Source organism: Pantoea sp. GM_Pan_4 (genome assembly GCF_026541005.1).
Classification (GTDB): domain Bacteria; phylum Pseudomonadota; class Gammaproteobacteria; order Enterobacterales; family Enterobacteriaceae; genus Pantoea; species Pantoea dispersa.
On sequence record NZ_JALNUZ010000001.1, the window covers coordinates 470,452 to 483,745 of the forward strand.

Annotated in this window: 15 protein-coding genes; 5 read left to right on the forward strand and 10 right to left on the reverse strand. The window is 59.2% G+C overall.

Translation table 11 applies throughout. From position 1 onward, the window contains the following. Positions 1 to 42: 42 nt before the first annotated feature. From pdxY to anmK, 5 genes are all read right to left on the reverse strand, one after another. A complete protein-coding gene (gene pdxY / locus OXR61_RS02235; RefSeq protein WP_021506199.1) occupies positions 43 to 903 on the reverse strand; it encodes a pyridoxal kinase PdxY in 861 nt (286 codons plus the stop codon). 53 nt (positions 904 to 956) lie between these two features. Then, positions 957 to 2,231, reverse strand: coding sequence for a tyrosine--tRNA ligase (gene tyrS / locus OXR61_RS02240; protein WP_058769710.1), 1,275 nt, complete (start codon positions 2,229 to 2,231; stop codon positions 957 to 959). Positions 2,232 to 2,370: 139 nt separating this feature from the next. Further along, positions 2,371 to 3,027 carry a pyridoxamine 5'-phosphate oxidase gene (gene pdxH, locus OXR61_RS02245; protein ID WP_021506201.1) on the reverse strand — a complete coding sequence of 219 codons (657 nt, stop codon included), beginning with the start codon at positions 3,025 to 3,027 and terminating at the stop codon, positions 2,371 to 2,373. A gap of 20 nt (positions 3,028 to 3,047) precedes the next feature. Further along, complete coding sequence (locus OXR61_RS02250) at positions 3,048 to 3,377, reverse strand: MliC family protein (RefSeq protein WP_021506202.1); 330 nt, start codon at positions 3,375 to 3,377, stop codon at positions 3,048 to 3,050. Between the two features lie 9 nt (positions 3,378 to 3,386). Further along, positions 3,387 to 4,508: an anhydro-N-acetylmuramic acid kinase gene (anmK, locus tag OXR61_RS02255; RefSeq protein ID WP_021506203.1), complete on the reverse strand. Its 1,122-nt coding sequence runs from the start codon at positions 4,506 to 4,508 to the stop codon at positions 3,387 to 3,389. A 285-nt stretch (positions 4,509 to 4,793) separates the two neighbouring features. On the opposite strand from anmK, the gene slyB reads away from it, so the two are divergent. Continuing rightward, the gene (gene slyB, locus OXR61_RS02260) at positions 4,794 to 5,261 is read left to right on the forward strand and encodes an outer membrane lipoprotein SlyB (RefSeq protein WP_021506204.1); all 468 of its coding nucleotides are present in this window, start codon (positions 4,794 to 4,796) and stop codon (positions 5,259 to 5,261) included. Between the two features lie 41 nt (positions 5,262 to 5,302). Here the strand turns inward: slyB and slyA are convergent, their stop codons facing one another. Next, the gene (slyA, locus tag OXR61_RS02265) at positions 5,303 to 5,740 is read right to left on the reverse strand and encodes a transcriptional regulator SlyA (protein WP_010618966.1); all 438 of its coding nucleotides are present in this window, start codon (positions 5,738 to 5,740) and stop codon (positions 5,303 to 5,305) included. 150 nt (positions 5,741 to 5,890) lie between these two features. Here slyA and OXR61_RS02270 point away from each other — a divergent pair, with 150 nt between their 5' ends. The 3 genes from OXR61_RS02270 to OXR61_RS02280 are packed head-to-tail and all read left to right on the forward strand — an operon-like array spanning position 5,891 to position 8,999. Further along, the gene (locus tag OXR61_RS02270; RefSeq protein WP_021506205.1) at positions 5,891 to 6,127 is read left to right on the forward strand and encodes a DUF1656 domain-containing protein; all 237 of its coding nucleotides are present in this window, start codon (positions 5,891 to 5,893) and stop codon (positions 6,125 to 6,127) included. A 6-nt stretch (positions 6,128 to 6,133) separates the two neighbouring features. After that, on the forward strand, positions 6,134 to 6,991 hold the full coding sequence (locus OXR61_RS02275; RefSeq protein WP_031279163.1) for an HlyD family secretion protein: 858 nt from the start codon (positions 6,134 to 6,136) through the stop codon (positions 6,989 to 6,991). Between the two features lie 7 nt (positions 6,992 to 6,998). Then, entirely contained in the window at positions 6,999 to 8,999 is a 2,001-nt protein-coding gene (locus OXR61_RS02280) for an FUSC family protein (protein WP_021506207.1), read from the forward strand. Here the strand turns inward: OXR61_RS02280 and OXR61_RS02285 are convergent, their stop codons facing one another. From OXR61_RS02285 to OXR61_RS02300, 4 genes are all read right to left on the reverse strand, one after another. After that, complete coding sequence (locus OXR61_RS02285) at positions 9,000 to 9,467, reverse strand: hypothetical protein (RefSeq protein ID WP_021506208.1); 468 nt, start codon at positions 9,465 to 9,467, stop codon at positions 9,000 to 9,002. A gap of 128 nt (positions 9,468 to 9,595) precedes the next feature. Then, a complete protein-coding gene (sodC, locus tag OXR61_RS02290; RefSeq protein ID WP_021506209.1) occupies positions 9,596 to 10,114 on the reverse strand; it encodes a superoxide dismutase family protein in 519 nt (172 codons plus the stop codon). An 81-nt stretch (positions 10,115 to 10,195) separates the two neighbouring features. After that, positions 10,196 to 11,092 carry an aldo/keto reductase family oxidoreductase gene (locus tag OXR61_RS02295; protein ID WP_021506210.1) on the reverse strand — a complete coding sequence of 299 codons (897 nt, stop codon included), beginning with the start codon at positions 11,090 to 11,092 and terminating at the stop codon, positions 10,196 to 10,198. Between the two features lie 65 nt (positions 11,093 to 11,157). Next, the gene (locus OXR61_RS02300) at positions 11,158 to 11,397 is read right to left on the reverse strand and encodes a DUF1289 domain-containing protein (protein WP_021506211.1); all 240 of its coding nucleotides are present in this window, start codon (positions 11,395 to 11,397) and stop codon (positions 11,158 to 11,160) included. Positions 11,398 to 11,617: 220 nt separating this feature from the next. Between OXR61_RS02300 and eptA the strand changes: the two genes are divergently transcribed. Further along, the gene (eptA, locus tag OXR61_RS02305; RefSeq protein WP_021506212.1) at positions 11,618 to 13,255 is read left to right on the forward strand and encodes a phosphoethanolamine transferase EptA; all 1,638 of its coding nucleotides are present in this window, start codon (positions 11,618 to 11,620) and stop codon (positions 13,253 to 13,255) included. Positions 13,256 to 13,294: the final 39 nt, after the last annotated feature.

The window sequence follows — 13,294 nt, forward strand, 5'->3', positions numbered from 1 at the left end:
GCCACAGGCCGGCGTGCTGGCCGGCCTGTTAATTAGCAGCGATTACAGCTGTTCTGCCGCAAAGTGCTGCGTGGGTTGCGCAATCGCATCCTGCGCCGCCACCAGTTGCAGTTCATACTCGCCCATTTCGTGGGTTTTCAGCATCACTTCATATACTGCCGCCGTGACATGTTCCAGCGCACCCTGCAGCGATTTGCCGTGCAGCAGGTCAACCAGCAGCAGGCCACTGGTCAGATCGCCAACCCCCACCGGCTGACGCACACCAAAATCCACCAGCGGACGGCTGATGTGCCAGCACTGATCGGCGGTGACCAGCAGCATTTCAAAGCGATCGCTACGGCGTCCGGCGCGCGCCAGATGTTTCACCAGCACCACGCGCGGCCCCTGCGCAATCAATGCGCGAGCGGCAACCACCGCCTGCTCCACGTTAGCGACCGTCTGGTCACTGAGCATCTCCAGCTCCAGCAGGTTCGGCGCGATAAGATCGCTGGCCGGCATCGCCTGCTTGCAATGAAACTCCGCTACGCCGGGCGCGACGATGCAGCCTTTTTCCGGATGGCCCATCACCGGGTCACAGAAATACCAGGCGTCGGGATTCGCCGCCTTCACCATACGCACGATTTCCAGGATCTGTTCGCCCTGCTCCGCCGAGCCGAGATAGCCGCTCAGCACCGCATCGCAGGTTTTCAGACGATCGATGGCGGCGATCCCGCTGACGATATCGGTCAGATGGGTGGCGGGCATCACGGTGCCGGTCCAGTGACCATACTGGGTGTGATTGGAAAACTGCACGGTGTTTAACGGCCAGACGTTAGCGCCCATGCGTCGCATCGGGAATTCGGCCGCGCTGTTACCGGCGTGGCCATAAACCACGTGAGACTGGATTGCGAGGATATTTTTCATTATTGCCCTGTACTGCTTGCCATAAAAAAGGGCCGGAGACCGGCCCTTGCACCTTACTGCCAGCTAATCAGGCAGTAGTGTTTTTTGCCGCGACGCAGCAGCGTGTAACGACCAAACAGTTTGTCGCTGTCGCTGAAACGATACTCGGCATCAGACTGTTTCTCACCGTTGACAGACACCGCGTTGGAGCCAATCATGGTGCGCGCCTGGCCGCGTGACGGCACCAGTTCCGCCGCCACCAGCGCCTGTTGCAGATCGTCGTCTGCATTCAGGCTAATGGTCGGCATGCCATCCTGTGCCAGCTGCTCAAAGTCCGCTTCGGTCATGTCGCTCAGACTGCCGGAGAACAGACTGTCGGTGATGCGCTTCGCCGCGCTCAGACCGCTTTCGCCGTGCACCAGACGCGTCACCTGCTCTGCCAGCACATACTGCGCGCGCGGCGCTTTGCCACTGGTTTTGTCTTCTTCTTCCAGTGCATTGATCTCTTCAATGCTCATGAAGGTGAAGAACTTCAGGAAACGATAGACGTCGGCGTCGGCGGTGTTAATCCAGAACTGGTAGAACTTGTACGGACTGGTTTTCTTCGCATCCAGCCATACCGCGCCACCTTCGGTTTTACCAAATTTGGTGCCGTCCGACTTGGTGATCAGTGGCACCGTCAGTCCCCACGCCTGCTGCTGATGCAGACGACGCGTCAGATCGATACCGGAGGTGATGTTACCCCACTGGTCGGAGCCGCCAATCTGCAGCACCACGTCGTAGCGCTTGTTCAGTTCGGCAAAGTCGTAACCCTGCAGCAGGTTGTAGGAAAACTCGGTGTAGGAGATGCCCTGATCTTCACGGTTCAGGCGCATCTTCACCGCTTCACGGTTGATCATCTGGTTGACCGAGAAGTGCTTACCGATATCGCGCAGGAAGGTCAGCACGTTCATGCCGCCAAACCAGTCATAGTTGTTGGCCGCGATGGCGCTGTTGTCGCCGCAGTCAAAATCGAGGAAAGGCGCAACCTGTTTGCGGATCTTCTCTACCCACTCGTTGACGGTTTCCGTGGTATTGAGTTTACGTTCGGCCGCTTTAAAGCTGGGATCGCCGATCAGGCCGGTGGCACCGCCGACCAGGGCCACCGGCTTGTGGCCGGCATCCTGGAAACGTTTCAGGCACAGCAGCGGCACCAGATGGCCCAAGTGCAAGCTATCAGCGGTGGGATCAAAGCCGCAATAGAGTGCAATTGGCCCTTGCGCCAGCCGCTCTGCTAACGCTTCCTCGTCCGTTACCTGGGCTACTAAGCCTCTCTCTTGCAATTGTTGTATCAGGTTACTGCTGGTCATCACTGACTCCAAATTGATCAGACTGCACCTATGCTGGTACACAGCTGTCCGCTGACGTGCGGATACGAAAAAAATGAGGGCTATAGCATAAAGCGCTGACGAGCCGTGCGCCAGCGCTGAAAGGGGATAAAACGCAGTTTTACGGTGCTAAACGGTCGATTGTCCAGCCGCTGCCATCACGCTGATAAAGGAAGCGGTCATGCAGGCGATGTTCGCCGCCCTGCCAGAACTCCATGGTGTGGAATCTGACGCGGAATCCGCCCCAGAAACTCGGCAGCGGCACTTCCCCCTGCTGAAACTTCTGCTTCAGCTCAAGGAATTTGCCTTCGAGCACGCCGCGCGCGGAAATCCGGCTCGACTGTTTCGATACCCAGGCGCCAATCTGGCTGTCTCGCGGACGGCTGTGGAAGTACTTCAGCACTTCCAGCGGCGACAGTTTCTCCACTTCGCCCAGCACCATTACCTGACGCTCAAGGAAGTGCCAGGGGAAATGCAGGGAAATGCGCGGATTGTCCGCCAGCTGCAGCGCTTTACGGCTGCCGAGGTTGGTGTAAAACACCATGCCCTGCTCATCGTAGTGTTTAAGCAGGACGATGCGCTGATAGGGCTGGCCGCTGCTGTCCACCGTCGCCACCGTCATGGCGGTGGGATCGGGTAGCTGCGCGGCGCACGCCTGCTGCAGCCACTGCTCAAACAGCGCCAGAGGCGTATCTGGCAAATCTTTGCGCCGCAGCCCGCCGCGCGTGTACTCCCGACGCAGGTGGGCAATGTGTTGCAAGCTGTCACTGTCGCTCATGCTGGTATCCCGGTTCTCTCTTACTGTGCGGAGGCATCCGCGTTCTGCAGTTCACAATCATTAATCACGATTTTATCGTTGCGTTCAACAAAGGCGCCATTGCCTTTTGACCAGAAAACGTAGGTCCCATCGCTGTAACGCGCGCCGGAGGCAGACACCGTCTGGGTCAGCGTGAGCGGTTTGCCGTCCAGAATAAAGCTTACCTGCTGCTTCGCGTTGTCCAGAGTGACCGTCAGCGGCAGCGTGCCACACTGGTAATGTAACGTCTCTGGCGCGGGTGCGGGTTTATGCCAGATACCACAGCCGCTGAGTAAGGTCAGGGTGCCGGCCAGCACGATCATCTTCTTCATGTTTGCTCCTTAACGTATTGCGTGGGGATTGGCGGGATAGATGGCACCCAGCACGCTCAGTTCGCGCGCGCCGGTTACCGCCGGCAGATTGCCCGGCAGCCCGGACAGGGTGCGGAACGCCAGCCAGGCAAAGGCCAGCGCCTCCATATCATCACCGCTGATACCGGCCTGATCGGTGGTGCCCACCTCAGTGCCAGACAGATGCGCGGCCAGCCGCGCCATCAGCAGCGGATTGCGACTGCCGCCGCCGCACACCAGCAGACGATCGCAGCCATCGTTGAGCTGTACCTGATGGGCGATGGTCAGCGCGGTCAGCTCGCACAGCGTTGCCTGCACATCCTGCGGGGCCAGTGCCGGGAAGCGCTGCAGCTGCTGTTCCACCCAGCCCAGGTTGAAGTATTCCCGACCGGTGCTTTTGGGTGGCGGCAGCGCAAACCACGGATCGCCGAGCATCTGCTCCAGCAGCGCGGGCACGACCTGGCCACTGCGCGCCCAGCCGGCATCTTTATCAAACGGCAGGCCTTTGTGGCGCCAGATCCACGCATCCATCAGCATATTGCCCGGTCCGGTATCAAAGCCGCGCACCGGCTGACCGGGGATCAGCAGCGACAGATTGGCGATGCCGCCAATATTCAGCACCATGCGCCGTTCAACGCTGTCCATCAGCAGCGCCTGGTGAAAAGCCGGTACCAGCGGTGCGCCCTGGCCGCCCAGCGCCATGTCGCGGCGGCGAAAATCGCCCACCACCGTGACGCCGGTCGCGGCAGCGATCTGGTTATTGTCGCCAATTTGCAGCGTATTTGGTGCCGCCGACTGCGGCTCGTGCCACACCGTCTGGCCGTGGCAGCCAATCGCCATGATATCGCTGGCCTCCAGCGCCTGCTGCTGCATCAGCGTCAGCACGGCTTCAGCAAACAGCTGGCCGAGCCGGGTGTCAAGCTGACCGAGCTGCGACAGCGTCAGCGTCTGTCCCTGACAAATCGCCAGCACCTGCTGACGCAGCGCCAGCGGGATGGGATGGCAGTAGCTGGCCTGTTGCGCCACCATATGCTGGTCGATCGCGGCCAGCACGACGTCTACGCCGTCCAGGCTGGTGCCGGACATCACGCCGATATAGCGTCCTGATTTCATAGCGCTTCCTTACCCGTTTGCGGGCCTGCAATGCATCTGTGTTTAGCCTGGCAAATTACCGGGGCTAATTCTATGATAAATTTCCGCTTTTCAACTGCGCTGCGACACGCATTCCGGCAGCAAACTATTTTCATCCGGCAATTGAATTTTTGTTGATGGGCGGTGGTCTATGCTTCGGCCCAGCCGCATATTGTTCGGACATCGCGTCAATTGACCATTTTCTGACTTATACTGTTGCAGTACAGGACGAGAATATGGCGTTTTTTTGCATTAAGGAGCTTTCTCATGATTAAGCGTTTCGTAGCCGTAGCCCTGGCGGGTATCACGCTGGCTGGCTGTGTTAATAACGATACCCTTTCCGGCGATGTTTACAGCGCCAGCGAAGCCAAACAGGTTCAAAGCGTCTCATACGGTACGCTGGTCTCCGTGCGTCCGGTAAAAATTCAGGGCGGCGATGACAGTAATGTGATCGGTGCCATTGGCGGTGCGGTGCTGGGTGGTTTCCTCGGAAACACCATCGGGGGCGGCGCGGGGCGCAGTCTGGCAACAGCCGGCGGTGCGGTACTGGGCGGCGTAGCCGGTCAGGGCGTGCAGGGTGCGCTCAACAAATCTGACGGCGTAGAGCTGGAGATCCGTAAGGATGACGGCAATACCATTATGGTGGTGCAGAAGCAGTCCGCCAGCCGTTACTCAGTCGGCCAGCGCGTGGTGATGGCCTCCAACGGCAGCCAGGTCACCGTCTCTCCGCGCTAAGCGCACAGATAAAAAAAACCGACGCCAGTGCGTCGGTTTTTTTATTTCTCGCGGTTCTGCAACTCGAGAATGTTTTTTTCCAGCCGGGCAATCAGCGTCACCATCTGATTGATCTCTTCGAGGCTGATGCCGGAGAGGATGTCGTCACGCGTCGCGTCTATCACGTTTTCGACCTGCTCAATGATCGGCTCAGCTTGGCGGGTCAGCTTGATGCGCTTGGCGCGGCGATCGTTAGCGCAGGTGGCGCGGGTGATGAGCCCCTTCTCTTCCAGTTGATCCAGCGTACGCACCAGCGACGGCTGCTCAATACCGATGGCTTTCGCCAGCTGAATCTGCGACTGCTCTGGCGGGAGTTGATGAATATTGTGCAACGTCACCCAGTGGGTTTGTGTCAACTCAAGCGGCTTCAGACGCTGGTCGATCAACGCGCGCCAGATGCGCACCAGGCGAGACAGATCTGTTCCAAGCGGCGTATCCATTTCATCTCCTTATAATTAGCTTGCTAGCTATCAAGCCAGATTTTACACTATTCTGCGAGTTTACAGGACAAATTACAAATCCCGGGCCAGACGGCACGCCCGCTGTCTACACTTGATTTAACCGTGCCCGGGTAAAAAGGATGATGCCACGTGTCAATCTTCGCGCTCACCGCGACAGCGCCGCTGACCGATCTGGTATTCGGTGCCTCACTGTTCTTCCCGCCGCTGTTCAAAGCGGTGCTGCTGGGCTTCTTTTTCTGGCTGCTGATTCATCCGCTGCTGCGCGGCTGGATCTACTCCGGCGATGTCTGGCACCCCACCTTAATGGATCTCTCACTGTTTGTTCTGTGCGTGAGCGGCGCACTGTGGATACTGAGCCTCGGATAAATCACCATGAAATTCAACCCCTTTAAGTACTTTTCTACCCTTGTGGTGTTTACCCTGGCGCTGCTCGCAGGCTGGTGGATGTGGAACTACTACATGCAGGCCCCATGGACGCGCGATGGCAAAGTGCGCGCTGAACTGGTGGACGTGACGCCCGAGGTTTCCGGCCGTATCAGCACGCTGGCCGTGCGCGACAATCAGTTCGTGCATAAAGGCGAGGTGCTGCTGACGCTGGATCCGGTGCCGTGGCAGATTGCGCTGGCCAATGCGCAGGCCCAGCTGGCGAAGGCGCAGGCCGACCTCGCCAAAGCGCAGCATGAGGCGGATCGCCGTGCCAGCCTGCCGCGTAACGTGATCTCCGCTGAAGATATGGACGCGGCGCGCCTCAACGCGAATGCGGCCGCCGCCACAGCAAAAGCCGCACAGGCGATGCTCGATCAGGCGCGCTGGAACCTGCAGCAAACCACGGTGACGGCGCCGACCGACGGCTGGGTCAGTAACCTGACGCTGCGTGCCGGCAATTACGCGACCGCCGGTACGCCACTGTTCGCGCTGGTCGACAGCCACTCTTACTATGTGATGGGCTATTTCGAAGAGACCAAACTGCGCCACATCCAGCCCGGCGCGGCGGCGCAAATCGTGCTGTATAGCAACGGCGCACGACTGCAGGGCCAGGTGGAGAGCATCGGGCGTGCCATTTACGATCAAAGCATCGCCAGCGACGGCGGTCTGGTGCCCGATATCAAACCCAACGTGCCGTGGGTCAGGCTGGCGCAGCGCGTCCCGGTGCGTATCCGGCTAAACGCGGTACCGGAAAATGTGCCGCTGGTGGCCGGTACCACCTGCACCATCTCTGTCGCGCACTGAGGCCGGCATGAATCTGCAGTGGCTGGCCTGGCACAATCTGCCGTGGATAAAGGCAACCGGCGGCGAGTGGCGCTATGCGTTACGTAATGCAATCGCGATGTGTCTGGCGCTCACCCTGGCGTATGCGCTGCAGCTGGATCAGCCTTACTGGGCCATGACGTCCGCCGCGGTGGTGAGTTTTCCCACCGTTGGCGGCGCCATCAGCAAAAGCCTGGGCCGCATCGTCGGCAGCCTGCTCGGTGCCAGCGCCGCGCTGCTGATCGCCGGCCATACGCTCAACGAACCGTGGCTGTTTGCCTTTTTCATGGCCGGCTGGCTGGCGCTCTGCACCTGGGTCGCCAGCCATTTTCAAAACAATGTGGCCTACGCCTTTTCACTGGCCGGTTACACCGCCGCGATTATCGCCTTCAGCAGCGTCAACGTTAGCGACGTCAGCCAGCTGTGGGACATCACCCAGGCGCGCGTGTGCGAAGTGATCGTCGGGATTCTCTGCGCCGGGCTGATGATGATGATCCTGCCCAGCACCTCGGACGGCAGCGCACTGATGCTATCGCTGCGCCAGATGCACACCCGCCTGCTCGACCACGCGGTGCTGCTGTTGCAGCAGAGCAGCACGGAAAATGTGCGCACCGCCCACGAAATGGTGATCAGCCAGATCCTCACCATGAATCTGCTGCGCATTCAGGCCTTCTGGAGCCACTATCGCTTCCGCCGGCAAAATAACGTGCTTAACTACGTGCTGCATCAGCAGCTGCGCCTGACCAGCGTGCTCTCCAGCCTGCGGCGCATGCTGCTTAACTGGCCCGACGCGCCACCGGCGCTGTACAGCGCAATGCAACAGCTGCTGCACGAACTGGCGCAGCCGCAGTGTGATAAATACCGGCTGGCGCAGATTCTGCGCAGCATCACACCGGACGTGCACGGTGATTTCCGCCAGCGTGCTTTTGTCCAGCGGCTGCGCTACTTCTGCTGGGTGTGGCTGAATGTGGAGCGCTGGATTCGCCTGATTGAGCGCGCCGACGCTGACACCCGTTTCCAGCCGCCGTACGCGCCGGCACTGGCACGTGCCAGCGACAGTGCCGAAGCTGGCTGGAGTGCGCTGCGCACGTTTAGCGTGATCATGCTGGGCTGCGCGTTCTGGATCGGGACCCAGTGGGACGCTGGCGCCGCCGCACTGACGCTTACCGCTATTGCCTGCGTGCTCTACTCGTCATCGCCTTCGCCCGGCAGCAGCGTGTCGCTGCTGCTGAAAACGCTGCTGTGGCTGTCGCTGTTCAGCTTTGTGCTGCAGTTTGGTCTGATGGTGCAAATCAGCGCGCTGTGGGAGTTTTTGCTGCTGCTGTTCCCGCTGCTGCTGACGCTGCAACTGTTTAAGCTGCAACAGAAGCAACGCGCCGCGCTCTGGGGCCAGTTTATCGTGTTTATGGGATCGTTTATCGCGGTAAGTAATCCGCCAGACTGGGATTTCCAGAGCTTCCTTAACGATAACCTGGCAAAAGTGTGTGGCGTCCTGCTGGCGTGGCTGGCGTTTCAGGTGTTACAGCCGGGTTCTGATGCGCGCCGCAGCCGACGCCATATCCGGGCGCTGCGCCACGCTTTTCTCGATCAGCTACGTCGCCAGCCGCGCCTGAGTGAAAGCCGGTTTGAATCGCAGATTTATCATCACATCAGCCAGCTGAGCCACAGCCGTGATGAGCAGGCGCGCCTGTGGCTGCTGCGCTGGGGCGTGGTGCTGCTGAACTGTTCGCACATTGTCTGGCAGCTGCGCGCCTGGCAACCCCGCTCACCGGCGCTGGCGCAGCTGCGCGACAGCAGTCTGCAGGATTTGCAGCGCATTATGAGTTTGCGCGGTGTGCGTCACGACTCGCTGCAGACCGCGCTGGATACGCTGCAGCATGCCATTGATCAGCTTCAGGGGCAGCCGGAGAGCGACGCGAATACCCTGGCGGGTATTTTGTGGCGCCTGCGCTGTTCGCTGGCGCAGCTGCGTCAGGCGGTGCCGGATTGATCATTCACAGTACTGGGTAAACTGCCGATCAAAGTCATCGTGCAGCTGCTGCAGGGTCTTCTGCCCTTCAAAGCGGGTTTTATCCTGCTCGGACATCGGTTCTATCACCAGCGCTTTCTCGTCCGACGAGTAGATAAAGCGCCGCGCCAGCGTGCTGCCGGTAAAACTGGTGCCCTGAATGCCGCCGCACACCACGGTGATGCTGTGACGGCGGATTTCGGTATGGGTGAAATTGGTTTCGGTAGCGCTGCGCAGGACGTTCTGACAGCCTTTGGCTTGCAGCCGCTGCAGGGTATGCTGCGTCAGCCATTCGCGGCCGCGGGCAATATTTTCACAACTGGCGCGCAGCGGATTGGTATCTATATCTCGCTGCAGCTGACGGCTGGCCTCCAGTCGCAGCTGGGTATCATTCGGGCGATCGCAGCCCACCAGCGCTAAACACAACAGCAAAATCCCACGCGTTTTCATGCCTGCCCCTGAGCGGTTCCGTTCCTGAATCAACATCATAGGATGGAATGTTGCCGCTGAGTAGCAGGAAAATGGGTCAGAATTTTTCTGCGCGGCGGCGGCGGGTCAGGCCCGTCGCCGCCCGGTGGTCAGATCACGCCGCAGGCCAGACGTGCCCCGCCACCGCCAAGCGGTTGCGGATGGTCTGCATGGTTATCGCCGCCGACATGCACCATCAATGCTTTGCCTTTGATCTCGCTCAGCGATTTCAGACGGGGCGCCACCACGGGATAGCTGGCTTTGCCGTCGTCGGTGACATACAGCGCGGGCAAATCGCCGAGGTGACCGTCAGCGTAGGGACCGAGGTGCTTGCCGCTGTTGTGCGGATCGAGGTGACCGCCCGCCGCGCCTGCCGCCACGGTTTTGCCGGCGGATTCGCCGGGCTCACAGCTGCCTTTGGCGTGGACGTGGAAGCCATGAATGCCAGGTTTCAGCCCGCTCAGCGCCGGCGCGAACTGCAGACCATACGGGGTTTCGCTGATGGTCACCTTACCGATCGACTCACCGATACCCTGCGCCGTCACCTGATGCAGCGTCACGTCTTCTGACGCCGCGTGTGCACCGGCAGCACACACCAGCGTCAGCACGGCCATAATGGTTTTTTTCATAACGTCTCCTTACGGTTCAGATTCCCTCTAAGCCTGGACCGCTTTTGCCCAGGCTGCCGTAGTTTGACGCAGATTTACGCTTCAGGGCACATCGTAGCCGAGCGCCGCCTTGCGAATACGGAACCACTGCTGGCGATCCAGCGTCAGTTCACAGGCTTTCACCGCGTCGCTGACGCGCGCGGTTTTACCGGAACCGATAATCGGCAGCGGACGACTGGGCAGTTTCATTACCCAGGCATACACCACCTGCTCGATATTGCTGGCACCGATCTCCTGACGCACCTGTTCCAGCTCATCGCGCAGCGGCTGGTAGTGCGGATCGTTAAACAGGCGGCCGCCACCGAGGCACGACCACGCCATCGGGCGCATACGCGTCTGCTGGCACTGGTCGAGCGTGCCGTCGAGCAGCGCCGACTGCTCCAGCGGTGAGATTTCCAGCTGATTGGTGACCAGGCTAAACGGCAGACGGGATTGCAGCAGCGTGAACTGCGCAGCGGTAAAGTTGGACACGCCAAAATAACGCACCTTGCCACTCTGGTGCAGCTGCAGGAAGGCGTCGGCGATTTCATCCGCATCCATTAACGGATCCGGACGGTGAATCAACAGCAGATCGAGATAATCGGTGGCAAAGTGGCGCAGCGAATTTTCCGCACTGTGCAGGATGTGACTGGCTTCGGTGATGTAGTGACCGATTTTATGTTCCGGTTTCGCGCGGGTAGCAATGCCGCACTTGGTGACGATTTGCAGTTGCTGACGCAGCTGCGGTGCCAGGCGCAGCGCTTCGCCGAACGCGGCTTCACAGCGATAGTCGCCATAGATGTCGGCGTGGTCAACGGTGGTGATGCCCAATGCCAGATGATGCTCAATGAACTGCACCAGCTGCTGTGGCGTCATGCCCCACTCCATCAGCCGCCAGTAACCGGCGATCAGCGGCGAAAAAGCGGGTCCCTGTGGGGCAATAGCGTGCGGTTGTAACATGGTTAAACTCCCTTCTGCGCAATAGCAAAAGCGCGAGTATAACCAAATGCGCACGGCGCGTTTTCTTAAAACAGCTCCGGTTGCTGTGGATCAGGATTTTCATCCACTTTTTGCTGACGCTGCAGGCGCAACAGGCGCTGGCGACACAGGCGCAGCACCTCGCGTTTTTGCGCATCGCTGAATTTCATCCAGTTGAAGCGCTCCTCCCGGCTGCGCAGACAGCCACGGCAATAGCCGCGCGCATCGCTCTGGCAGATACCGCGACAGGGGCTCGGAACCGGAAAAAACTCTAATTGCTCAGCCACATCACCTCCGCAATGAACCTATCCACTCTTATTGATAACAGCTTAGTGACATAGTGCAAGGCATAAACCGTTATTACTGGTACTGTACACGGCGACAACCACGCCAGCTTCCGACACCGTGGCAATAGTCAGGGAATCAATCAGGTAAGGAGACGCGGTTAAGGTTTTCCTCATCTTCAATTCATACGATTGTCATATTCCGTTATTCCGATGAGTCTCCATGAAACTGATCTCTAAGTTACAGTGTCACGATAACAGTTTTAATTTACTGGCCGCGTTATTCTTTGCCTTTGTCCTCAATGCCCTTTTTTTACTGCGCGCGTGGGAAATTATTCCCTACACCCGCGTGCATGATTACCTGTTCGCTGCCAGCATGCCGGTGGTGCTGGTCGCGGCGTTTTATCTGCTCTTCTCGCTACTGGCCTGGCCGTGGATACGCAAACCGCTGCTGATTGTGCTGATTCTCGCCAGCGCCGCCGCCAACTACTTTATGCACAGCTTTGGTACGGTCATCGACACCAACATGATTGAAAACGTGTTTGAGTCGAATGCGCAGGAAACCGGCGCGCTGATGAGCCGCAACTATGTCATCTGGATGCTGCTGATGGGCATTCTTCCGGTGGCGCTGGTGTGCAGCGTCCGTATCAGCAATCGCCAGCGCTGGTGGTGGAACCTGCTGCAGCGCCTCGCCAGTGCGCTCGGTGCCGTACTGGTGATTCTGCTGATGGCTGTGCTGTTCTACAAAGACTACGCTTCGCTGATCCGCAATAACAAAGGCCTGGTGAAGATGATCACCCCAGCCAATATTGTCAGCGGCACCGGCCATTATGTCGATCAGCGCTATCTGCAGGGCAGCCAGGCGCTGGTGAAGATTGGCGAAGATGCGAAGAAAGGACCGCTAATCACCGCCGGGCCGAAGAAGACGCTGGTGGTGCTGGTGGTGGGCGAAACTGCGCGCGCGGAGAACTTCTCCCTCGGCGGCTATGCGCGCGACACCAACCCACAGCTGGAAAAGCAGCAGGTGATTTATTATCCCAACGCCAGCTCTTGCGGCACGGAAACCGCCATTTCGGTGCCGTGCATGTTCTCGAATATGCCACGCGAGCATTATGACGCGAACCTCGCCCATCATCAGGAAGGCGTACTGGATGTGCTGGCCCATGCCGGAGTCAGCGTGCTGTGGCGCGAAAACGACGGCGGCTGCAAGGGTGCCTGTGACCGCGTGCCGCATACCGATATGACGCAGTGGCAGCTGCCGCAGTACTGCCACGATGGCTTCTGCCTCGATGACGTCCTGCTGCATCGTTTTGATAACTATGTCGACAGCCTGCACAATGACGGCATCATCGTACTGCACCAGATGGGCAGCCACGGTCCGGCTTACTTTAAGCGCTATCCGGCCGCGTTCCAGCGCTTTACGCCCACCTGCGACAGCAATCAGATACAGGATTGCGATCACCAGGCGCTGGTCAACACCTACGATAACTCGCTGCTGTATACCGACGATATGCTGAGTCGCACCATCGATAAGCTGAAAGGCCTGAGCGATCGCTTTAACGTGGCGCTGGTGTACCTGTCCGACCATGGCGAATCGCTGGGCGAACACGGCATGTACCTGCATGGTGCGCCGTACCTGTTTGCGCCGTCGCAGCAGACACACATCCCGCTGCTGCTGTGGATGTCGCCGGGCTACGCCGCGGCATATCACATTGATCAGGCCTGTCTGCGCCAGCAGGCGGCAGAGACAGCGGTGTCGCAGGATAATCTGTTCCACACGGTGCTCGGCCTGTTCAACATCCAGACGCAGCAGTATCAGCCACAGCTGGATATGATCAAATCGTGCCAGAATCGCGCCTGAGGATTGCATTAGACCGACTGGTCTAATACTCTGCCTGCC